Source organism: Acinetobacter sp. YH12235, from assembly GCF_013417705.1.
GTDB lineage: Bacteria > Pseudomonadota > Gammaproteobacteria > Pseudomonadales > Moraxellaceae > Acinetobacter.
This window is the reverse complement of record NZ_VPDL01000002.1, coordinates 180,222-202,218: the sequence shown is the minus strand read 5'-3', so window position 1 is coordinate 202,218 and position 21,997 is coordinate 180,222. Positions and strand designations below refer to the sequence as shown.

The window sequence follows — 21,997 nt, the reverse complement described above, 5'->3', positions numbered from 1 at the left end:
TGTATTTAACTTACATATATTGTGTGATAAGAACATTTTTTAAATGAATAATCCTTTTCGCCCTATTTCACCCGAGTTTCGTTATAATTAAAAAAGTGTTAACTTTGATTTATCTCCCTCCTTCAAAACAGTGGAAAAGTTATATATGTCTGAAAACCGTAAACCTGAACAGGGTATCAAACTTCGCGGCGCAGAAAAGGTCGCCCGTATTCCTGTAAAAGTTGTTCCTACGGTTGAAACGCCACGTAAACCGGACTGGATCCGCGTGAAAATGGCCGCTCCCGAGGAAGTTCAGCGTATTAAAACTACACTTCGTCAGCAAAAACTGCATACCGTATGTGAAGAAGCGGCCTGTCCGAACCTGCCTGAATGTTTTGGTGGGGGTACAGCAACCTTTATGATTATGGGTGATATTTGTACGCGTCGCTGTCCGTTCTGTGATGTGGCACATGGTCGTCCAAATGCACTTGATCCGGATGAACCGCGTCATATGGCAGAAACGATTGCCAACCTGGGTCTGAAATATGCAGTTATCACTTCAGTTGACCGTGACGACCTGCTAGATGGCGGTGCACAGCATTTTGTAGATTGTATTAAAGAAGCTCGTGCATTAAGTCCAAAGACTTTGCTAGAAATTCTGGTACCTGATTTCCGTGGTCGTATGGACATTGCCCTGCGCATCATGACTGAATGTCCACCAGACGTGTTTAACCACAACATCGAAACTGTGCCACGTCTGTATAAAGCCATGCGTCCAGGTTCTGATTATCAGCACTCTTTAAATCTGTTGAAAATGTTTAAAGATTATTGCCCAGAAATTCCAACCAAATGTGGTTTGATGGTCGGTATCGGTGAAACTGAAGAAGAAGTTCTCGCTCTGTTAGACGACCTGAAAGCACATGACGTGGATTATGTAACGATTGGCCAGTATCTACAGCCATCTAAACAGCATGCGCCAATCGACCGTTTTGTAACGCCAGAAGAATTCGAACGTTATGCAGAACATGGCCGTAAGCTTGGCTTTAAGAATATCTGGTCAGCACCGATGGTACGTTCAAGTTACTTTGCAGATCGTCAATACTATGGTGAACCGGTTCCGGAAGTACGCCGTAAAGTTGATCCAGCGAAAAAAATCGCTGTACAGGCAATTGAAGCTTAAAATGACTTAGATCAAAGCCCTCTCAAGTAGAGGGCTTTTTTATGCCTAACTAAATTTATATTTGTTCACTTTTTAATTATTTTAACTACCCTCTCTTAAAGATTAAGTTATTACTTATCTTCACATTTCTTTGCGTGTTCTCACTTGAAGACTGTGCATTTTTCAAACAATCTCAAAAACAGATAAAACACTTCAATATATCGTTGAAATATTTAATAACGATCGTTCTCACAACAACAATTGTGAATTTGCCAGTTGCTTAAGCGATGTAAAAAAATTGATCAAGTCTTATGAAGACACCTTAGGGAGATCGGCAGCATCACAATTGTATGACCCTGGAGAAATATAACAATGCTATTTATTTTCGCCGTACTTCTTCTCATTGCCAGTTTATGGGCGATTTTCTTTTTTCAACTCTCCCGTACCACTGGTGCAATTACCCTGATTATCATGTCAGTAGTTTGTGCCTTTATCAGTCCTTGGTCACTGATTCTGGGTATTCCTCTGATCCTGATCAGTCTGGTCGTCATGATCGAACCTTTGCGTATGTCTTTCATTTCCAGGCCAGCCTATAAGGCATTAGCGGATGCCATGCCGAGCATTAGCCCGACAGAACGTGAGGCTCTTGATTCCGGCACCAGCTGGTGGGAAAAAGAACTCTTTATGGGTGCGCCGAACTGGGAAACCTTTAATAGCTATCCTTATCCAAAACTTTCCGTTGAGGAACAGGCATTCTTGGATAACGAAGTCGAAACGCTGTGTAGCATGCTGGATGAATGGGAAATTCATGAGAAGAAAATGCTGCCTGAACATATCTGGCAATATATTAAAGATAATGGCTTCTTGGGACTAATTATTCCCAAAGAATACGGCGGTCGTGCCTTTAGTTCCTTTGCTCAAAGCCGGGTGATGAGCAAAATTTCTTCACGCTCTCTCACTGCTGCTGTGAGCTGTATGGTGCCTAACTCACTTGGGCCGGGTGAGTTGTTACTACATTATGGTACCGATGAACAAAAAGATCGTTATTTACCCGGTCTGGCCAAAGGTGAAGAAATCCCATGTTTTGGTCTGACCAGTCCTGAAGCCGGTTCAGATGCCGGTGCGATTCCAGATACCGGTGTGGTCTGCTATGGACAGTTTGAAGGTCAGGAAGTCTTGGGACTGAGAATGAATTTCTCCAAACGCTGGATTACTCTAGCACCAATTGCCACCGTGGTTGGTCTGGCTTTTAAAATGTATGACCCTGATCATTTACTCGGTGATAAAACAGATTATGGGATTACTTGTGCCTTGCTACCGGCCAATCATGAAGGGGTAAAAGTCGGTCCACGTCATAATCCTGGCTCCCCTTTTATGAATGGTACTGTTGAAGGTAAGGATGTATTTATTCCTTTAGACTGGATCATTGGTGGCGTGAAAAATGCCGGCAAAGGCTGGCGTATGCTGATGGAATGTCTGGCAGTTGGCCGTGGTATTTCCCTACCGGCTTTATCTACCTCCAGTGCCGAAATGACTTACCTGAATGTCAGTGCATTTTCTCGAATCCGTCAGCAATTCAAGATTTCAGTGGGTAAATTTGAAGGCGTACAGGAAGCCAATAGTGAAATTGCCAGTGATGCCTATATGCTGGAAGCTTTCCGTTATTTAGTGACTTGTGGTCTGAACCAAGGTGGTAAACCGGCAGTCATGACGGCAATTGCTAAATACTATGCCACTGAGACCATGCGTAAAATTGTCAATCACGGTATGGATGTCGTGGGTGGCCGTGCGATTCAAATGGGACCTCGTAACTTCCTGGCTCTCAACTATCAGGCCATTCCAGTATCGATTACAGTCGAAGGCGCCAATATTCTCAGCCGTTCATTGATGATCTTTGGTCAAGGCTCGATGCGTTGCCATCCTTATTTGTATGAAGAATTACAGCTTCTGCAAGCTGAAGACCCAAAAGCCGCTCTGAATCCATTCGATATTATGTTATTTAAGCATCTGGGTTATACCTTTAACCGGACTGCCCGCTCTTTTGCCTATGCTTTTAGCGGTGGTTCGAGTGCTGCGCCACAAAGTGCAGTTGATTTTACCCGTCCTTATTACAAGATTATTAACCGGCTCAGTGCCAACTTTGCCCTGACTGCAGATATGTGTCTGGGTTTACTTGCCGGTGATATTAAACGCAAGGAAATGCTTTCTGGCCGTCTGGCTGATATTCATGCCCATCTGTTTATTGCGACGGCAATCCTGAAATTCTTTGAACATAGCAAAAAAACTGAAGCTGAACGTCTGCATGCACAATTGGCAATTGAGAAATCTTTATATACGGCTCAGGAAGCGTTTTATGACCTGTTTGCAAATTTCCCGGTGGGTGTTGCTGCTGGTATGGTCAAACTTATCTGTTTCCCATTTGGCCGCCCTGTCGCGAAGCCATCTGACCGACTTAAACAGGAAGTCGCAAATGTCATGATGGAAGATAACGCTTTCCGGAAAGTACTGAAAAAGCATGTTTTCTATAGCACAGCGGAAGATGATGTGAATGGTCGTATGGAATCAACCTTCACCATGTTATTGGAGATTGAGCAGCTTTGGGATCGCTTTAAAAAAGCCGAAAACAAAGGTCAATTTAAAGGACTCAGTTTTGCTGATCATGTGGCTGATGCGCATGAACAAGGCTTTATTAATGAAGAAGAAGCCAATAAGTTGCTGGACTATAATGCGCGTCGCTACGACAGCATGTTGACTGATGTCTTCGATCTGCATTTACAGGAAGTATTGGAACTTGAAAATCCTCATATTTCGAAAGCAGATGCAACAGGTACTGATACTTCAGTTCAAAGTGCACCTTCACATTCAACCAGTCCTTAGATAGAACTTTTATCTAAATCGGATCTTGCTTTCCAAAGTGAAGTTATTTCTTGACTTCACTTTGGATATTTCAAGTGGCTATTCAGCCACTTTTTTACGACTATTGCACGATGGTATTTAAGAGATAAAACGTTAAGCTAGACCCATAATAAAATTGAGGGTCAATGATGTCACAACAAGATTATGAAAATGGCTTGAAAGTCCGTACTGAAGTGATGGGTGCAAGTTTTGTAAAACGTGCTCAGGACAATACAGTTCCTTTTACTCAGCCTTTGCAGGACTGGATTAATGAACATGCTTGGGGTTCAACCTGGCAACGTGAAGGGATTTTACCACGTAAATACCGTTCTTTAATTACCATTGCTTTTCTTACCGCGCAAAAAAGCCCAACTGAATTGAAAGGCCATGTTCGTGGCGCTTTGAATAATGGTGCAACAGTTGAAGAAATTCAGGAAGTGCTACTGCATAGCCTGCCTTACTGCGGTGCCCCTGCTACTCAGGAAGCCTTCCGTGCAGCGCTTGAAGTGATCCAAGAATATCAATCGAATCAGCAGAGTTAAGAATTGCTTAGGCTATTTAGCCATCTTAGCAATAATAAAGCCGGGAATTAAAATTCCCGGTTTTTTAAATTTTGAATCGATAAATCTATTGTTCTTTAATTAAAGAATCATAGTTTCTCTGTTTAATAAAAAATTAAAAATAAACTTATCCTCTTAATTCAATTTGAGTACGTTGCTCCAAGCCTTGCACCGCAGCGGAAAAATCTAATTGACTGGCCTGAGATTTCGCTATTTGCTGAAACTTTTGCTGAACCAAAGACATCACCGATAAATCCAGTTGCTGTTGTTGTACCAGCTTCAAAGCAATGCCAATATCTTTCTGCAATAGATCCAGTGCAAAGGTCTTGTTAAATTCACGGTTCAGTACACGCTGCGCCATGATATTTTCCGACATGCTGCTTTTACCACTGGAATGATTAATACAGTTCAGTGCACTGCTTAAATCAACGCCCTGTCCTTTCAGTACAGTCAGTCCTTCAGCCAATGCCCATAAGTGAGTCGCCATTAAGGTATTATTCACGGCTTTCACCGCAAAGCCCGAACCACTTTCTCCCACATATTCAATTAAACTAGCAAAGGCATCAATGATCGGTTTAGCTTGCTCAAAGGCTTGTTCATTGCCTCCGACCATAACGGTTAAAGTGCCACGTTCTGCCCCAATCGTTTGACCCGAAACCGGTGCATCCAGATAAAAACTGCCTTGTTTCTCCAGGAGCTTCGCCAGTTTCTGGGCAGATTCTGGCACCCCGCTGGTACAGTCAATCCAGATTGCACCTTGTTTGGGTGGATGGGCTGCAATCAATGCTTCCACATCCTGACTGGTCGGCAAACAGGAAAAAATAAAATCCGCCTGAACCGCCTGCTCAATACTCACTGCTTGAGTTGCAAAAGTTTCGGCATGCGCTACAGCTTTCTGTTCAGTGCGGTTCCAGACCCAAACCTGATGTCCGAATTTTGGCAAATGGGAGGCCATATGCCAGCCCATTGCCCCGAGTCCTAAAAATGCAATTGAATGACTCAAAAAATACTCCTCATTTTAAGCGACTGGCTTAGCCTCAACCTCAGTTACGGTTTCAGCTGATTCAGATGCTGGTAATTCTTTATCTTCACCACGGTTCAGGAATAGATTCAATAGAATTGCGGCTAAGGTTGCGGTACCAATACCACCCAGATCAAAACCACCGATCTGCAAGCTATAGTTCCCTGTACCCATGATCAGACACACGGCACCAATGATCAGTGTACTGTTCTTGGTGAAATCAACACGGTTATCTACCCAAATTTTCGCACCAGCCACCGTAATCAGACCAAATACGACAATCGATGCACCACCCAATAAAGCCACTGGAATGGTACTGATCACTGCGCCAAATTTAGGCGAAAGTCCGAGTAAAATTGCGAAGATACCAGCAAAGACAAATACAGTGGTTGCATAAACTCTGGTGACTGCCATTACACCGATATTTTCGGCATAAGTGGTCATGCCTGTACCACCGACAGAAGCTGACAATGAAGTACACACCCCATCAGCAAAGAAACCGCGTCCCATATACGGTGACAGGTTTTTACCGGTCATCGCAGAGACTGCCTTAAAGTGTCCCAGATTTTCTGCAACCAAGATAATTGCCACTGGTGCAATCATTAGCATGGCATTTATTTCAAAGACCGGACTCTGGAAATTTGGCAAACCAAACCATGCTGCTTCACTGACCTTGGTAAAATCAATCGCAGGTCCGAAGCCCATCACATTGGTGAAAAGGAAATAAATCAGGTAGGAAGATAATAAGCCCAATAACAATAATAGACGGCGTACCATTCCTCGGGTAAACACAGCAATCACACTGATACAGATAATGGTGATTAATGCCATCCACGAATCAAACTGATTCGCTGAAACACTCTTAATCGCCACGGGTGCCAGATTCAAACCGATGATCATCACGATCACGCCTGTCACTACTGGCGGCATCAGTTTTTCAATCCAGTTGGTGCCAGTTTTCATCACCAGCAGACCAATCAAGGCATAAACAATACCGCAAGCAATCGTACCGCCAAGGGCTAATCCTATATTTGGATTGGCTCCAACCCCTGAATAACCCGTCACTGCGACGACCGCACCAATAAAGGCAAAGCTTGATCCCAGATAACTAGGCAATCGACCGCCCGTGATCAGGAAAAATAAAATGGTTCCAATCCCGGTAATAAAAATCGTGAGATTAGGATCAAACCCCATTAATAAGGGTGCCAGCACGGTTGCGCCAAACATGGCAAACACATGCTGTAACCCGAGAATAATACTTTTTCCAGCAGGCAGATATTCATCTGTTTGCACGGGTGTGGTATCGAGATTGCCTTGGTAAGGCTTGAATTTTGGAAACCACGTTTCTTTTTCTTGCATCGGCTTCCCCTCCTTGATTAGGATTGAATTGAATTAGCACATTTTGTGTGGCTCACAGTAAGAACGGTTGAAGTACATCAGCGCATTGCCTCGACTCTGGCACATGGCTTTCACCTCACAGAACAGCACGTCATGACTGCCTACGGATAAACATTGGACCACCTCGCAGTCAAAACTGACTAAGGCATCCTCAAGTACAGGTGACTGGGTCACCAAGGTTTTCCAGTTCCCCTGACTGAAACGCTCTGCCATTGGTGTTTTTCCACCAAACAGATTGGAGAGATATTGTTGATGTGATGCCAAGGTATTCACACACAACACCTGATTCTTTTTAAAGGTTTCATAGACTGACGCAGAACGGTTCAGACACACCAGCAACGTTGGTGGTGTATCCGTCACACTGCATACGGCCGAAGCGGTAAATCCAGCCATTCCTGCATCGCCTTGCGTGGTAATCACATTCACCGCAGCCCCCAAATTGGACATGCCCTGACGGAAAATCTGCTGATCAACCTGGGTAAAAATGTCACCCGATGCCTTAGTCGCCAAAACCTTATTTAATGCATTATTTTCTGCAACTGTTTCTGAGATGATTTTAGATAGTTTGGCATTCATGCTGTTCTCCCTACCCCAAGTCAATGTTCAGTTTCAGACCTGGGGCATCTAGTAATGAGATTGAATCAGGTGGATCGGCTTATATATGGGCAATCGAAGCAATTTCGACCAGCGCATCAGGTTTGACCAAACCTGTCTGTACGCAATACCGTGCCGGCTTATCTCCCGGGAAATACTCTGCATAAACTGCATTAATCGCAGCATAATCTGCCCAGTCTTTGACAAACACATGATTAAAGGTTACGTCATCCATGCTGCCGCCCGCTTCTTCAATCACGCGCTTGATAGTTTCTAGAATATGACGGGTCTGTGCTGCGGCATCCCCAACATGCACCACATTATTATTTTCATCAAAAGCTAATGTACCGGACACATATACAATATTGTCTGCCTTGGTTGCCGGTACATACGGTGCTAATGGTTTCGATGTTCCTGCTGGAATAATGATTTCTTTAGGCATAGTATTTTTTCCTTAATCCTGATCTTTAATTCTTTATGCGCTTACAGCTAATTTAGTTTCTTTTAGTGACTCACTTTCTTTTTGAAAGGTCTCTACAAAATTTGCAGTATCTGACACCCAGCCAAAGAAGGTCTTGATGTTATACAGACTGGCTTCATGCGCTTCGACTGGACCTGCCTGATGGCAAGCATCAGCAAGTGCGACACCAAAATACTCCAGGAAAAAACCATCACGTAGCGTCGATTCCACACACACGTTGGTGGCAATCCCGACAAAGACCAGATTGCGAATACCTCGGACACGCAACATGCTATCCAGTGCGGTATTAAAGAAACCGCTATAACGTGGCTTTTCAATCACCAGGTCTTGTGGCAGTGGCTTTAACTCATCAATCAATTCAAAATCCCAGCCACCCTTAGCCAGCAATTTTCCTTGTAATTCAGGACGTTTACGCATAGTCTTTAAGGCATTCGATTTATGGAAATTTGGAGAGTCAGTACCACCTGCTTCCTTATATTCCGCATCCCAGCCATTTTTGAAATAAATCACCTGAATACCTGCTGCATGCGCTGCATCAACTGCCTTTTTAATATTTTCAACCACGGGCTTGGTCTTTGAGACATCAAAGCCCGCCAGATCCAGATAGCCACCCTGAGAGGTATAGGCATTCTGCATATCAATCACAATCAAGGCTGTCTGTTCTGGTGCAAGACAGATCGCTTCTGGTTCCGCTTTAAGGGTTTTTCCTGTGCCGAGTTTTTCAGTAAAACCGGCTTTTACCATTGATTCACTCATGCACTTTTCTCCAGAACTGGCTCTTCACCTGCAATCACAATATGCTCACGGCATTTCATCAGCGGCTGGATTTTTTGACCGAAATCTTCAACCCCTTGAATAAAATCATCAAACGTCAGCAGCACCCCTTCGGTACCCTTGATCTCGCCAATTTCATCCAACATTCGTGCCACATTTTCATAAGAACCCACCAGCGTACCCATATTTATATTCACTGGAGATACGCTAGAAGCCATTTGACGGATATTGGTATCTGTACCAGAAGTCGTATCTTTACCGCCTTGATTCATCAGCCAGTTAATCGCTTCCATATCAGCACCATCGTTATAGTGCTGCCATTTTGCTTGCGCTTCTTCATCGGTTTCAGCAGCAATCACCATAAACAGCACATAAGTCTGTACATCACGGCCAGTCACATCTGTTTTTTCTTTTAGGCGGTCATTAATTTCTGCATAAGCTGTTGGAGTATTCAGGCCTTTACCAAATACGAAGTTGTAGTCGGCATATTGTGCAGAAAACTCTAAACCTGCATCAGACTGACCTGCACAGATAATTTTCATATCCGCTTGTGGACGTGGGCTCACACGGCAGTCTTCCATCTGGAAATGTTCGCCTTTAAAGTCTGATTTACCAGTCGCCCAAAGTTCACGAAGAATCTGTACATACTCAGACAGATATTCATAGCGTTTGCCAAAATAGTCATTACCTGGCCACATGCCCATTTGGGTATATTCAGGTGGCTGCCAGCCGGTCACGACATTCAGACCAAAACGGCCATTTGAAATCGAATCAATGGTTGATGCCATCCGCGCGACAATTGCGGGTGGCATCACCAGAGTTGCGGCAGTTGCGAAAATTTTAATTTTGCTGGTGACAGCCGCAAGACCTGCCATCAGGGTAAACGTTTCCAGGTTATGTTCCCAGAATTCAGTCTTGCCGCCAAAGCCACGCAGCTTGATCATAGAAAGTGCGAAATCGAAACCATAGTGCTCAGCGCGCTGTACGATTTGTTTATTTAACTCAAAAGTCGGCATGTACTGCGGTGCATTTTCAGAGAGTAACCAGCCATTATTTCCGATTGGACAGAAGACACCTATTTTCATTTTCACACCTCATTATTTTTAACACTTATTCAAAATTCTGATTCCACTTCGGGAATTTTATTTACAAGATAAACATTGCAAATCGTGTGCCAACTATATTTAGTTAATATTTATCAAATACTTAATATTTTATTTTTTGAATTTTTAGTAAAATAACCATTTTTACCTATGAGTCAATTTTGAACATACTGTTTCATTCAAGTGCACTCGTAGCAATTTGTGCATTTGCAGTTCATGCATCAATTCGAAGTAAAAACCATACTAACGCTACAAAATGATTAATTAGAAAAAATAAAAAACCAGACAGGAGGTCTGGCTTTTAAAAAATCTTCAAACTAAGGGGAAATCAGGAAGGAAAGGATCCGTTGATTGACCTGATCTGTCTCGGTCACGGTGGAAGCATGTGCACCTGTATCAAGCAAACTGAGATGACTATGCGGCAAGCATTGTTGTAATTGCTGTGACCGTTGATAAGGCACCAGAAAATCATCCTGATTAGCAAGCAGATGCACACGAACATCTTTGAGTGCTTGCTGATGCTCTTCGTTCAGTTTAAAGGCCTGTACAGCTTGTAAGCGTGCTAGAACATTTGAAATTGGAGGAAAATCTAAAAGCTGCTTATTTTCTGCTTCAGTTAACTGATCAATATGGGTTGAGATCCACTGCGACGGATAAAGAAATAAAGCCTGTGCTCTCACATAAGCCTCTGCCCCGCTATTCACCAATAAGGAAGTTCGTGCCTCGAAACATTTCTGAGTATGAGCATCCAGCTCTCCCCAAGCATTTAACATGGTCAGACTGAGCAGCTTAAACTTTCTTTCAGCCTGATAGGTCGCCAGTTGCATGCCGATATGTCCGCCCAATGCATGCCCGATAAAATGAAACTCTCGAATACCATCATTGATCAATAAATCCAGAATCTGGCAGGCCATATGGTCGATCGAATAAGGCATGGGCAAGAGTTCAGAATCTGAATGACAGCCTTCCTGATCATAAGTGACTACATGAAAATGCTGCTGTAAAACTCTAATTTGAGGATTCCAGAAACTGGCATGCCCGCCCAGTCCGGATGAAAGCACCACATAAGGTGCATCTGCCTGTGCTGCAGGATGAATAAATAAAGACATAAATTTCTCATAGTTTCGTTATGAGGTAAATGCAGCAAAATATATGCCTGAACAGGATTTTTTTTGAACAATTGATAAAATTATAGCCAGTAAACATTAAAGCTATAATAAAATTCCTGCACCTCAAAGCGCACGTTATAACCAAGCTCAGTCAACTCCGCCGAAAGACCACGAATTTCTTCCAAGGGCAAATGTTTGGGAAATACCGTTAGCACAGCGGTATTGCCCAGTCGGGCATTATCTTCAATCAGTTGAGCCAAGCGAGGCTTATACATTTCAATATTTAAATTGGCCACATCCGATAAAATTTTGGCCTGATCCGCAGTCATAAAACTCATTGTTCTTCACCCTTTTTGATTTTTATTCAATGAAGTTAAATGATTTAATTCACATAAAATATTTTTGTTTTGTATCTATAGTAAATACAGCGTGCATAAAAAATCCCTCACATGGAGGGATTTTCCTGAAGAAAAAATTACTGACCTGGTAAAGGAATATATTGTGAAGAACTGCTTTGCGTTTTACGTTCACTAATCACCACATCCAGTGTCATAGTTTTTCCAGCGCGTTCTACTTCAATCTGAACAGTACTGTTTGGGGCCTGTAAAGCGACAAAATTAATCAGATGTGAGGCAGAAGTAATCACTTCATTATTCACCTTAATGATTTTATCACCACGCTGGATGCCAGCTTTTGCTGCAGGTCCATTTTCCAGCACTTCAGCGACCACTACACCTGATTCTTTAGGTTGTAATACATCATTACGTTCTGTCGGCAACAGACTGATACCCAGCCAGCCACGAACGACACGGCCATCTTTCAGGATTGCATTCATCACTTGCTGACAGATTTTAGCGGGAATCGCAAAACCAATCCCCAGTGAGCCACCTGTTTGGGAGAAGATTGCTGTATTTACCCCGATCAGGTTACCAGCAACATCAATCAATGCACCACCCGAGTTACCCGGGTTAATTGCAGCATCTGTCTGAATAAAGTCTTCATAGGTATTGATGCCCAGATCAGAACGGCCTGTCGCAGAAATAATCCCCTGAGTCACGGTTTGACCGACACCAAACGGGTTACCAATAGCCAGAACAACATCACCGACTTCATTGCCACTCAGCTTGAATGGCAAAACTGGCAATTGTTCAAGTTCGATCTTGATTACAGCCAAATCCGTATCTGGGTCTGTACCCACGACCTTGGCTTCGGCACGGCGTCCATCATGCAAAGCCACCACAATCTGGTCTGCTTGTGCAATCACGTGGTTATTGGTCAGGATATAACCATCAGGACGTACAATTACACCTGAACCTAAACTGTTTTCATTTGGACTCTGACCAAACTGGTCTGGCAACTGATCACCGAAAAATTCACGGAAGACTGGATCTGTCAATAAAGGGTGCGCCTGCTGTTTTACTTTTTGTGTGGTAAAGATATTCACCACCGCAGGTGCTGCGACTTTCACGGCGGCACTATAGGAGACAACCCCTCCAGAACGCGAAGTATCAATCAACGGTTCTACTTTTTCAGCAGGCATTTTTACGCCATCCGGCGCAATCGGTGATTTAGGTTTCTGCAGCTGCTGCCACCCCAAAAAACCGATAATGACTAAAATCAGTAACACCCAAGGTAACCATGTAAAGGTGCGGCGCACTTTGCTATCCTCTAAAATATTTTAATTCGTTGATGACTAAGTAATTTGTATCCTATTGTAATGCCAAATACATAACTAAACACAAAAAAATCCACAGAGATTTGTGCTGCTTTAGTTACAATTGGACATATAGATAAGAATTGGCAAGTTCATCAACTGACAGGAATTTTATGGCGAATTTAAACGATATTATCCGCTGGTGCGATCAGACTTTGGCATCTTCCGAATTTAAGGACTATGCACCGAATGGCTTACAGATCGAAGGCCGCGCTGAAGTCAATAAAATTTTATGTGCGGTTACTGCCTCCCAAACTGCGATCGAAGCTGCGATTGAACAAGGTGCTGATTTGTTACTGGTACATCATGGTTATTTCTGGAAAGGTGAAGCCTACCCGATTACCGGGATGCGTGGTAAACGGATTAAAAGCCTGATCCAACATGATATTTCGCTTGTCGGTTATCACCTGCCCTTAGACAGCCATCCAACGCTGGGAAATAATATTGCGATTGCAGACCTGCTGGAACTGGAAAACCTTGAACAGCTTGATCCGAATGAGCGCCGTCCAATTGGGAATATTGGTTATTTAAAACAGGCCATGACGCCAGAAGGATTCAAAGCCTATGTTTCAGAAAGACTCGGTTATGATGCGTTACATTTACCTGCCGAAAAAAACCTGATTCAAAAAGTCGGTTTCTGTACCGGTGGTGCACAGGATTATATTCATAAAGCGGCAGCACAAGACTGTGATGCTTATATTTCTGGCGAAGTCAGTGAACGTACTTTTTATGATGCTCAGGAACTGGATGTGCATTATTATGCCTGCGGCCACCACGCCACTGAAAAATATGGTGTACAACGTCTGGCTAAAGCTATTTCAGAACAATTTAATATTGAGTATAGTTATTTCGAATTAAACAATCCGATTTAATTTCGATTGGCAAGTACATTGGTGGCTTTATCTTTAAATTTTCAGGCTTTATTCTGTATTGTTATTTATACACAGTGCCCATTTTTGCCTAAGAATCTATTACAATAACGCCACTTATTGTCAAAACCCAGCAAAATGCAAGGAATTGAAAACATGACAACCATTACTTTACCACCATTACCATACGACTACGACGCTCTTGCTCCACACATCAGCAAAGAAACTTTAGAATACCACCACGACAAACACCACAACACTTATGTGGTTAACCTGAACAACCTGATCGCTGGTACTGAGCTTGAAGGCAAAACGCTAGAAGAAATCATCAAAGCAACTGCTGGTGATTCATCTAAAGCAGGTGTATTTAACAACGCTGCGCAAGTATGGAACCACACATTCTACTGGAACTGCTTGACTAAAAACGGTGGCGGTAAAGCAACTGGCGCTTTGGCTGCAAAAATTGACGAAGCTTTCGGTTCTTACGAAAAATTCGCTGAAGAGTTCGCAACTGCTGCTGCAACTCAGTTCGGTTCAGGTTGGGCTTGGTTAGTTGCTGATGAAGTAAACGGTAACCTTTCTATCCTTAAAACTTCAAATGCTGACACTCCGATGGCGCACGGCAAAATCGCTGTGTTGACAATCGACGTTTGGGAACACGCTTACTACATCGATTACCGTAACGCTCGTCCTAAATACATCTCTACTTTCCTAGAAAGCCTGGTGAACTGGGACTACGCAAATGCGAAATATGCAGGTCAACCTGCTGGTGTTGAGAAATAATTTTTTATTTCCAGCTTAAAAAATCACCCTTTATGGGTGATTTTTTTATTTTTGGGCCTGAGGTGCATATTAAAAAAGCAAATGATTCATTTCTTTACAGGAATTGATTGACGGTCTTTGTTTTCCTGCCTAAAATGCGCATCAGATTCTCCAATAGCTCAGTCGGTAGAGCGACGGACTGTTAATCCGCAGGTCCCTGGTTCGAGCCCAGGTTGGAGAGCCAATCTATTCTCCCATAGCTCAGTCGGTAGAGCGACGGACTGTTAATCCGCAGGTCCCTGGTTCGAGCCCAGGTGGGAGAGCCAAGATTCTGAAAAAACCCACTCATTATGAAGTGGGTTTTTTTATATCTGTCTTTTTGGGATTAAATATCTATATGTGTCCTGTTTGTAGTGTTAGCGACTCGCAACCATGGCAGAGAATAATCACGCTTCCCCTCTACCTTTAATCTGGGTTTACATAAACATAACATTTTGAACTACAATCATTTTTGATTATTTTTAAAACACTTGATTCAGTTTTTTCAGCTTTTTTATAAAAGTGCCTTGACCCCTTTTTAAATCTCTCTATAATCGCTTTCTGATTCTCCAATAGCTCAGTCGGTAGAGCGACGGACTGTTAATCCGCAGGTCCCTGGTTCGAGCCCAGGTTGGAGAGCCAATCTATTCTCCCATAGCTCAGTCGGTAGAGCGACGGACTGTTAATCCGCAGGTCCCTGGTTCGAGCCCAGGTGGGAGAGCCAAGATTCTGAAAAACCCACTCATTGCGAAGTGGGTTTTTTTATTCTTTTCTCTTTTATGATCCGTATTTGATTTGAGTCAGTTTATATTCTTTGTGATTGGCTGTCTGGCAAGCTTTGCCTTAATTTGCCTGCTCTTCCCCCATCTGTTTACCCGCCAGACGAAATTCTATCCCAAGCGTGTCATTACAGCTTTCGAAAGCAAGATGTTTACTCGCCTGAAAGATGCTTTTCCGCATCATCACATTCTGGCACAGGTCGCATTTAGTGCTTTGATCACACATGACAATATGAAAATGCGCAGCAAGTTCAACCGTAAAGTGACCGATTTTGTGGTGATGGACCGGGAATATAATGTAGTGGCGATTATAGAACTGGATGACCCTAGCCATATTGGCAAGGAACAGGAAGATGCGGAACGCGATGCGATGCTGATTGCTGCCGGCTACACAGTCATCCGCTACACTGAAATTCCAACGATCCGGCAGCTTCAAAGAGATTTGAGATAAATAGTTTAATGAGAGGAATTTGTTTCAGCTTCGGAAGCAGCTTGAGTTGCTTGAGCCGCCTGCTCTGCCTTTGATTTTTCAGCCGCTTCGCGTGCTTCAATCTGGGCAATCATGTCAGCCTGTTGCTGTTTATATTTTTCCTGATTTTTCGCATCACTATTAACAGCTAAAAATGCCATGGTCACCAAAAAAATTGGAACACACAAAGCCAAGGTTCCAAAGATAAGCAGTTTTTTGATACTGCGGGGTTTTGTCTGTTCCGACATAACGAGCCTACACTGATAACCTATAATCTTAAGCCACTATAATAAACTTAAATGATTGCTCAAGGCCTAGCATCACAAGGAATAAAAAGGAGCCGAAGCTCCTTTTAGGATTAAGGATTGACAGAAATACCTGAAGGCATATAGGTATTAATAAAGGTCAGCAGCTGGGTTCTGCTTTGTACAATAGCCTCGGTATGTGAAGCATTCTCTACCTCTACAAAATTCACTGTGGTTCCCATATCTTTCAAGCCCTGTTGTAAAGTATTTGTTACTGGATACGGAACAGCCATATCTGCAGTACCTTGAATGATCATCACAGGAACATTAATTTTTTCAGTTGCAGGCTGATTATTCTCTAGGAACTTTTCAACCGACGAATTATTCTGGAAGTTTTCTACTAATCCCGGATAGTCCACGACTGTTTTTTCCGGATTATTCACCAGATAATCATCAATATCTTGCATATATTCAGTAATCAGTGGCCCTAAACAAAGTCCATTTTCTCCAGTCGTACCTTCTGCCTTTTCAGCCACAATCGCTGCACGGCTTGAAAATATATTGCGATAGTTAAAGCCTGGTTCATAAGCTTTAATCCCTACAGCCACATAAGCCGCATATGCCAATAATTCTGCATAGACCGCTTTCGCAGCATTATCTTGTCCAGCCTCAACCAAAGCACTAAGCGCTTGCGGTGCTACTTCACTGATAATATAGCCCAGACTTGAGGCCGGAGCTGCTGCAACTGCCGCCTTATAATTTGGATCTTCATCGGCAAACTGGGCTGTGGCAAGTGATGCGTGTCCTCCCTGGGATTGTCCCACTGAAACCCAAGCACCATTAAATCGATTTCCTTGTTGTTCTTTAAAGGCTCTTACTGCATAGATAGCCGATTGTGCCGCACTTTTTAAATTTAAATAAGGATGGATCCCCCGAGTACCTAATCCTTCATAATCGGGTGCAACAATCACATATCCCTGTGCAAGCAAGCTGCTGGCCAATCCTCTAAAATTATTATTCAGCTGGTTATTACTTGGTGCACAAGAATCACCGCTACCCACCGTGCCATGTTCCCAAACCACCACCCTCCATCCGTCTTGAGGTTGAGGTATATTTGGATAAAACACCATGGCTGTCGCTTCAGCCAGTTCACCATTTACGTTTGGCATATTATAGCGTATGACTTGAATATCCGATGCTTCAGGCAAGGTATCCTCATCATAAGAGTGTTGACTTAAAAATACCCTTTCCTGTGGTCGGAACGAATCATTATCATCGTCATTACACGCAGTCATAAACAATGACATGGAACATACCAGTGCCAGACAGGTTTTTTTGAAACCGTTTTTCACTACATTATTCATATTCTAATCCCTTATTGTTGTTTATGATTTTCATGAAGAATCTTGAATTAAGCATAAAAAAAAGCACCCTTATAGGATGCTTTTGTTATGAATCGACAAGGTGCAGTTACAGAAGCGCGGCAAAGATTCCAAGGAAAATCATCAGCCCCACCCAACGGTTATGCCGGAAGGCCCAGAAACAGCGCTGCGGGTCCTTATCTCGAGTTTTTGACCATTGGTAAATAAAATCAATTGCGACGGCGAGCAGACCCATCAGGCCAAATGGAACAAGCAAATCCTCAATCCATAATGCCGAGCCAATCAAGACCAGACTTAGAGCCTGTAAGGTACTAATGATCTGAATATCATGCTGACCGAATAAAATGGCTGTCGATTTTACTCCAATCTTTAAATCATACTCACGATCGGTAATCGCATATTGCGTGTCATAGGCCACGGTCCAAGCCAGATTGCCAAAATAGAGAAGCCAGCAGGTTAGGTCTGGTGTCTGCCCGACAGCGGTATAAGCCATCGGAATGGACCAGGAAAATGCAGCTCCCAAAAATACCTGCGGCAAATGGGTATAGCGTTTCATAAACGGATAAATGAACGCTAAAAACAAGGCTCCAAAGGACCAGTAAAAGGTTTCAATCGGCAGGAAAAATAACAGGCAGGCACTGGCTGCGACGAGCACCAGAAAGACCATCACTGCTTCTTTAGCACTAATAATACCGGTGGCTAAGGGACGGGTTTTGGTACGTTCGACATGCGCATCCACTTTACGGTCGGCAAAGTCATTAATGGCACAGCCCGCTGCGCGCATAAAAATTACACCTAGAATCATCAGCACTAGAATACTGAGATCAGGGATTCCTTTTGCTGCGACCCATAGCGCCCACATGGTCGGCCAGAAGACCAGCTCTGTGCCAATTGGCTTATCAAAACGACAAAGATAATAATAGGCGCTCAGACGTTCACGCCAGGTAATTGCTTGTGCAGTTGCCATATCAAGTTAAGCCTGTTGATTTTGTATAAAGTGTTCAAATGCCGGTAAAAATGTTTCTTGTACGATAAATTTACAACCATGCCAAGTATAGCAGCTCTGACGGGTCCAACCCTCTTCCAGATAAATCACACGTCGTTCACAGTTTGGATTGGTCCGCTGGAATAATAGCCAGCCAATCGGCTTCGATCCAATATGCTGAAAAATCCGCGCACGTTTTTGCAAGCTTAATATCGGAAATATACTTTTTGCTTTGACCCAAGGCTGCTCTTCACAGCCATATAAATAGCTTTCCCGCACCCAGGACGTATGCTGATGTGGCATCTGCATCCAACGGGAATCTACAAATTCCAGACGCTGAAAATGCTCCTGCTGTGGCTCTACCCGGAACTGACCACCGGCCAAATCCGTTAATTGCTGCGTCAATGATCCTAAGGCATACAGCCACTCTCGAAGTGCTGTAGGCATCTGCTGTCCATGCGGATTTTTAAATTTTACACTCACAACGTTATCAACTTCACGATTAGGCATTATCTGTCTTGGCAATCACTTCATATTTTCCATTTGGCAACTTTTTCAAAATCATGCCATCTGTGGTGAGATAAAAACTTTGTGGGTAGTCATAGTCCAAAGCCAGCTCAGGATGACGTAATGCCACAAACTCGACCTGCTTATAACCTTCAGATGTACGCGCAACTTCTACATAGGTCACTTCAGAAAAATTCAGTTTAAAGCCTTTACTATGATCCTGAGGATCAATCCAGGGAAAAAAGCCGGTATGTCTTTTACGTTGTGCCATAACTTCATATCTTTGATCAATAACAGCATCATACAAAAAAACCCGCACAAAGGCGGGTCTTTTTTACAGTGAAATTCAGATCAGAATTACAGACTGTAGTACATGTCGAATTCAACTGGGTGAGTAGTCGTGTTCAGACGACGTACATCTTCAGTCTTAAGTTCGATGTAAGCATCAAGCATTTCTTTAGTAAACACGCCACCTTTAAGCAGGTAGTCATGATCTTCTTTAAGAGATTCAAGTGCCATTTCAAGGCTGTGTGCCACTGTAGGGATTTTCGCTTCTTCTTCAGGAGGAAGATCGTACAGGTTCTTGTCAGCAGCTTCACCTGGGTGAATTTTGTTTTGGATACCGTCGATACCCGCCATCAACAATGCAGCGAAACCTAGGTACGGGTTCATCATTGGATCAGGGAAACGTGCTTCGATACGTTTGCCTTTAGGGCTAGAAACATAAGGAATACGGATAGAAGCTGAACGGTTACGCGCTGAGTAAGCAAGCATAATCGGTGCTTCGAAGTGAGGTACCAAACGTTTGTATGAGTTTGTAGATGGGTTAGTGATCGCATTCAATGAACGAGCATGTTTGATCACACCACCGATGAAGTACAATGCCATTTCTGAAAGGCCTGCATATTCATCACCAGCAAACAGGTTCTTGCCATCTTTAGAGATCGACATGTGAACGTGCATACCAGAACCGTTGTCGCCTACCATTGGTTTAGGCATAAAGGTTGCAGTTTTAGCGTATTGGTGCGCAACGTTCCAAACAGCATATTTGAACTGTTGTACTTCGTCAGCTTTACGAACCATTGTGTTGAAGCTCACGCCAATTTCTAACTGGCAAGATGCAACTTCGTGGTGATGCACTTCTACACGACCTGGGCCCATGATTTCTTCAATTTTTGCACACATGTCTGCACGCATATCTTGATGAGAATCAACAGGAGGAACTGGGAAATAACCACCTTTAACACGTGGACGGTGACCTGAGTTACCTGCTTCGTAATCTTTACCAGTAGACCAAGCAGCTTCTTCAGCGATCAATGTATGACGAGCGCCAGACATGTCGATGTCCCATTTTACTTCGTCAAATACGAAGAATTCTGGTTCTGGACCGAAGAATGCAGTATCACCGATACCTGTAGATTTCAGGTATTCTTCTGCACGGCGAGCAATCGAACGTGGGTCACGTTCATAACCTTGACCAGTTGATGGTTCGATAACGTCACAAGTCACAACAACAGTTGGCTCTGCAAAGAACGGGTCGATGAAACCTGTTTCTGCATCTGGACGTAAGATCATGTCCGATGCTTCGATGCCTTTCCAACCTGCGATTGAAGAACCATCAAACATTTTGCCGTCTTCAAACGTATCTTCATCAATACTGTCTGCTGGATAAGTAACGTGCTGTTCTTTACCCTTGGTATCAGTAAAGCGAAAATCGACCCATTTCGCGCCACTTTCTTGTATGAGTTGAAGGACCTTGTTCGCCATGCTCATTTTGCTCCGATGTTTTTTGTTGCACTCGCAAAGTGCGTGTTAGAAGTTGGTATCTATTAAGCAATTAGCGTACCAACTTTTAAAAGTATATCTAAAATCTTGAAATCTTTATAAGAAAACATAGGAAGATAAAAATACCTTGTCGCTATTATACTGTGACTTAAACTAAATGCACTATATTCAAGCATTCTTCCTGAGATTTGTTGCAGGTATTTTTTTAGCGCACCTAAATAGTGCGACGTTTTCATATTAGGTAAGAATAGGAGCGCTTTTCAGTGTAGATTTGCGCTTTTATGCTAATTTAGTTTAAAAAATATTCAATTTCGTTTAATTCTGGTTAATTTTTATCAGTTACAAAGCGCAATATGTAGGTTTATGTACTTAAAAAGATCACTATTTTGAGTCACTTTTATTCAAATTGTCGATCTTATTATTTGATTTATCCCATGCATTATTATTCAAATGATGTTTTTTTCAGCATCATTACTTTAATAATTTAAAACCTATTTATTTTTAATTTAAAAAAATAATAACTGCAATATTTATTTAAACTTACTTTTCGTCAGTTAATTACTTATACGCACATTTAAAATATTTAAAAGGCTGTGAGCTAATCACCAGGCTGAAAATTGAAAAATTATTGCGCCCGATGTGGCTATTTTTTGCTATGATGAGGCGTGCTTTATTTTCACACAATGAAATCAACGATTTAGTCGTGTATTCCCTAGACTTGCAACAAGTCCCGATAAAGCTCAATCTGGATCACTTTAGCACAGTTAAGTGCAATAATTTCAATAGGTTAAGCTCATGCTTCTAATGATCGACAACTATGACTCCTTTACTTATAACATCGTCCAGTATTTTGGCGAACTGAATCAAGAAGTAAAAGTAGTCCGCAATGATGCCGTGACATTGGAGGATATTGAGCGATGGCAACCCAAGTATCTGGTGATTGGTCCTGGTCCATGTTCGCCAAGTGAAGCAGGAATTTCGATTCCTGCCATTCAGCATTTTGGCGGCAAGATTCCCCTGCTCGGTGTTTGTCTGGGACATCAAAGTATTGGTCAGGCTTTTGGCGGCGATATTATTCGTGCCAAACGCGTCATGCATGGTCGTTTGTCTGACATGTATCACAGCGACAAAGGCATTTTTAGCAACTTGCCGAATCCTTTCTCTGCGACGCGTTACCACTCGCTGGTGATTGATCAGGCCACTTTACCTGAATGCCTGGAAGTGACCTGCTGGACCAATGAAGAAGATGGCTCTATGGAAGAAATCATGGGGATTAAACATAAGACACTACCGATTGAAGGTGTGCAGTTCCATCCGGAATCAATCCTGAGCCAGCATGGTCATCAGATCTTTAAAAACTTTCTTGAAATTTACGCATAATGGGCAAA

The 21,997-nt window shown here is 42.9% G+C and carries 22 protein-coding genes and 4 tRNA genes; 11 read left to right on the top strand and 15 right to left on the bottom strand.

The genetic code is table 11. From position 1 onward, the window contains the following. Positions 1 to 145 precede the first annotated feature (145 nt). The 3 genes from lipA (at position 146) to FTV13_RS02220 (ending at position 4,575) form a co-directional block, all read left to right on the top strand. The gene (gene lipA, locus FTV13_RS02230) at positions 146 to 1,159 is read left to right on the top strand and encodes a lipoyl synthase (RefSeq protein ID WP_004782741.1); all 1,014 of its coding nucleotides are present in this window, start codon (positions 146 to 148) and stop codon (positions 1,157 to 1,159) included. 351 nt (positions 1,160 to 1,510) lie between these two features. Continuing rightward, positions 1,511 to 4,015, top strand: a complete 2,505-nt coding sequence (locus FTV13_RS02225) for an acyl-CoA dehydrogenase (RefSeq protein WP_179992241.1) — start codon at positions 1,511 to 1,513, stop codon at positions 4,013 to 4,015. A gap of 167 nt (positions 4,016 to 4,182) precedes the next feature. Next, positions 4,183 to 4,575, top strand: a complete 393-nt coding sequence (locus FTV13_RS02220; RefSeq protein WP_180010855.1) for a carboxymuconolactone decarboxylase family protein — start codon at positions 4,183 to 4,185, stop codon at positions 4,573 to 4,575. Positions 4,576 to 4,720: 145 nt separating this feature from the next. On the opposite strand, the gene FTV13_RS02215 is transcribed toward FTV13_RS02220, so the two are convergent. From FTV13_RS02215 to FTV13_RS02175, 9 genes are all read right to left on the bottom strand, one after another. Further along, positions 4,721 to 5,596, bottom strand: a complete 876-nt coding sequence (locus tag FTV13_RS02215) for an NAD(P)-dependent oxidoreductase (RefSeq protein ID WP_180010821.1) — start codon at positions 5,594 to 5,596, stop codon at positions 4,721 to 4,723. Between the two features lie 15 nt (positions 5,597 to 5,611). Beyond that, positions 5,612 to 6,973 carry a pyrimidine utilization transport protein G gene (rutG, locus tag FTV13_RS02210; RefSeq protein WP_179992238.1) on the bottom strand — a complete coding sequence of 454 codons (1,362 nt, stop codon included), beginning with the start codon at positions 6,971 to 6,973 and terminating at the stop codon, positions 5,612 to 5,614. 33 nt (positions 6,974 to 7,006) lie between these two features. Continuing rightward, positions 7,007 to 7,522 (bottom strand): NADH-dependent FMN reductase RutF, encoded by a 516-nt coding sequence (rutF, locus tag FTV13_RS02205; protein ID WP_373684494.1) that lies wholly within the window; start codon positions 7,520 to 7,522, stop codon positions 7,007 to 7,009. A gap of 145 nt (positions 7,523 to 7,667) precedes the next feature. Then, positions 7,668 to 8,048, bottom strand: a complete 381-nt coding sequence (gene rutC, locus FTV13_RS02200) for a pyrimidine utilization protein C (RefSeq protein WP_179992236.1) — start codon at positions 8,046 to 8,048, stop codon at positions 7,668 to 7,670. 33 nt (positions 8,049 to 8,081) lie between these two features. Next, positions 8,082 to 8,843 (bottom strand): pyrimidine utilization protein B, encoded by a 762-nt coding sequence (gene rutB, locus FTV13_RS02195; protein ID WP_179992235.1) that lies wholly within the window; start codon positions 8,841 to 8,843, stop codon positions 8,082 to 8,084. Next, the gene (gene rutA / locus FTV13_RS02190) at positions 8,840 to 9,946 is read right to left on the bottom strand and encodes a pyrimidine utilization protein A (protein ID WP_179992234.1); all 1,107 of its coding nucleotides are present in this window, start codon (positions 9,944 to 9,946) and stop codon (positions 8,840 to 8,842) included. Before rutA ends, rutB begins: the two co-directional genes overlap by 4 nt. A 335-nt stretch (positions 9,947 to 10,281) precedes the next feature. Beyond that, entirely contained in the window at positions 10,282 to 11,073 is a 792-nt protein-coding gene (gene rutD, locus FTV13_RS02185) for a pyrimidine utilization protein D (protein ID WP_179992233.1), read from the bottom strand. Between the two features lie 80 nt (positions 11,074 to 11,153). Continuing rightward, complete coding sequence (locus FTV13_RS02180) at positions 11,154 to 11,411, bottom strand: hypothetical protein (RefSeq protein ID WP_005234869.1); 258 nt, start codon at positions 11,409 to 11,411, stop codon at positions 11,154 to 11,156. 137 nt (positions 11,412 to 11,548) lie between these two features. After that, positions 11,549 to 12,730, bottom strand: a complete 1,182-nt coding sequence (locus FTV13_RS02175) for a S1C family serine protease (protein WP_004782756.1) — start codon at positions 12,728 to 12,730, stop codon at positions 11,549 to 11,551. Between the two features lie 170 nt (positions 12,731 to 12,900). Here FTV13_RS02175 and FTV13_RS02170 point away from each other — a divergent pair, with 170 nt between their 5' ends. From FTV13_RS02170 to FTV13_RS02140, 7 genes are all read left to right on the top strand, one after another. Beyond that, entirely contained in the window at positions 12,901 to 13,659 is a 759-nt protein-coding gene (locus FTV13_RS02170) for a Nif3-like dinuclear metal center hexameric protein (RefSeq protein ID WP_125278371.1), read from the top strand. A gap of 153 nt (positions 13,660 to 13,812) precedes the next feature. Further along, complete coding sequence (locus FTV13_RS02165; RefSeq protein ID WP_004782758.1) at positions 13,813 to 14,439, top strand: superoxide dismutase; 627 nt, start codon at positions 13,813 to 13,815, stop codon at positions 14,437 to 14,439. Positions 14,440 to 14,586: 147 nt separating this feature from the next. Further along, a tRNA-Asn gene (locus tag FTV13_RS02160) sits at positions 14,587 to 14,662 on the top strand. Positions 14,663 to 14,668: 6 nt separating this feature from the next. After that, positions 14,669 to 14,744: transfer RNA gene (locus FTV13_RS02155), tRNA-Asn, on the top strand. 279 nt (positions 14,745 to 15,023) lie between these two features. Continuing rightward, a tRNA-Asn gene (locus tag FTV13_RS02150) sits at positions 15,024 to 15,099 on the top strand. A 6-nt stretch (positions 15,100 to 15,105) separates the two neighbouring features. After that, positions 15,106 to 15,181, top strand: a tRNA-Asn gene (locus FTV13_RS02145). 71 nt (positions 15,182 to 15,252) lie between these two features. Continuing rightward, entirely contained in the window at positions 15,253 to 15,687 is a 435-nt protein-coding gene (locus tag FTV13_RS02140; RefSeq protein ID WP_125279766.1) for a DUF2726 domain-containing protein, read from the top strand. Positions 15,688 to 15,692: 5 nt separating this feature from the next. On the opposite strand, the gene FTV13_RS02135 is transcribed toward FTV13_RS02140, so the two are convergent. The 6 genes from FTV13_RS02135 to glnA all read right to left on the bottom strand — a co-directional run bounded on the left by FTV13_RS02135 (position 15,693) and on the right by glnA (position 20,597). Next, positions 15,693 to 15,953 (bottom strand): hypothetical protein, encoded by a 261-nt coding sequence (locus FTV13_RS02135; protein ID WP_179992000.1) that lies wholly within the window; start codon positions 15,951 to 15,953, stop codon positions 15,693 to 15,695. Between the two features lie 110 nt (positions 15,954 to 16,063). Further along, complete coding sequence (locus tag FTV13_RS02130; protein WP_180010819.1) at positions 16,064 to 17,314, bottom strand: S9 family peptidase; 1,251 nt, start codon at positions 17,312 to 17,314, stop codon at positions 16,064 to 16,066. 106 nt (positions 17,315 to 17,420) lie between these two features. Further along, the gene (ubiA, locus tag FTV13_RS02125; RefSeq protein ID WP_180010817.1) at positions 17,421 to 18,299 is read right to left on the bottom strand and encodes a 4-hydroxybenzoate octaprenyltransferase; all 879 of its coding nucleotides are present in this window, start codon (positions 18,297 to 18,299) and stop codon (positions 17,421 to 17,423) included. Positions 18,300 to 18,305: 6 nt separating this feature from the next. Next, positions 18,306 to 18,764, bottom strand: coding sequence for a chorismate lyase (locus FTV13_RS02120; protein ID WP_180010852.1), 459 nt, complete (start codon positions 18,762 to 18,764; stop codon positions 18,306 to 18,308). A gap of 55 nt (positions 18,765 to 18,819) precedes the next feature. Continuing rightward, entirely contained in the window at positions 18,820 to 19,095 is a 276-nt protein-coding gene (locus FTV13_RS02115; protein WP_004782767.1) for a hypothetical protein, read from the bottom strand. Between the two features lie 86 nt (positions 19,096 to 19,181). Beyond that, the gene (gene glnA, locus FTV13_RS02110) at positions 19,182 to 20,597 is read right to left on the bottom strand and encodes a type I glutamate--ammonia ligase (RefSeq protein ID WP_171064793.1); all 1,416 of its coding nucleotides are present in this window, start codon (positions 20,595 to 20,597) and stop codon (positions 19,182 to 19,184) included. An 807-nt stretch (positions 20,598 to 21,404) separates the two neighbouring features. On the opposite strand from glnA, the gene FTV13_RS02105 reads away from it, so the two are divergent. Continuing rightward, positions 21,405 to 21,989 (top strand): aminodeoxychorismate/anthranilate synthase component II, encoded by a 585-nt coding sequence (locus tag FTV13_RS02105; RefSeq protein ID WP_004782771.1) that lies wholly within the window; start codon positions 21,405 to 21,407, stop codon positions 21,987 to 21,989. Positions 21,990 to 21,997 lie beyond the last annotated feature (8 nt).